This window comes from Mesorhizobium sp. CNPSo 4671, from assembly GCF_057784245.1.
In genome coordinates, this window is sequence record NZ_JBWLUW010000094.1 from 1 (window position 1) to 367 (window position 367).

A 367-nucleotide genomic window follows, 5' to 3' on the forward strand; every position below is an offset into this window, starting at 1 on the left:
TAGTCACGCTGGCCGGTCATAAGGTAACAGTCGACGATCTCGGGCCAGCGCGCCACCGCTGAGGCAAACCGATCGAGCTCCTCCTCGCGCTGGCGTTCCAGTTTGATCGACACGAACACACTTATCGGCAGCCCCACCTTGGCTTGATCCACCACTGCGACGTAGCCTTTGATGATGCCAGCCGCCTCGAGGTTGCGCACGCGGCGCGCGCAAGGGGAAGGCGACAAACCGGCCCTACGGCCGAGTTCCTCCGAGGTCAGCCGCGCATCTTCTTGGAGCGCGACAAGCAACTTACGGTCGATCCCGTCGAGTGAAGATTTTGACATGATCCGCCACAACTTGGAGGTATTTTAGCTCAAACTATTAC

1 protein-coding gene is annotated in these 367 nt (G+C 59.1%); it reads right to left on the minus strand.

Translation table 11 applies throughout. From position 1 onward, the window contains the following. Positions 1–326 (minus strand): Lrp/AsnC family transcriptional regulator (locus AC04SF_RS37530; protein WP_488481892.1); only part of this gene is annotated, 326 nt, incomplete at its 3' end. Positions 327–367: the final 41 nt, after the last annotated feature.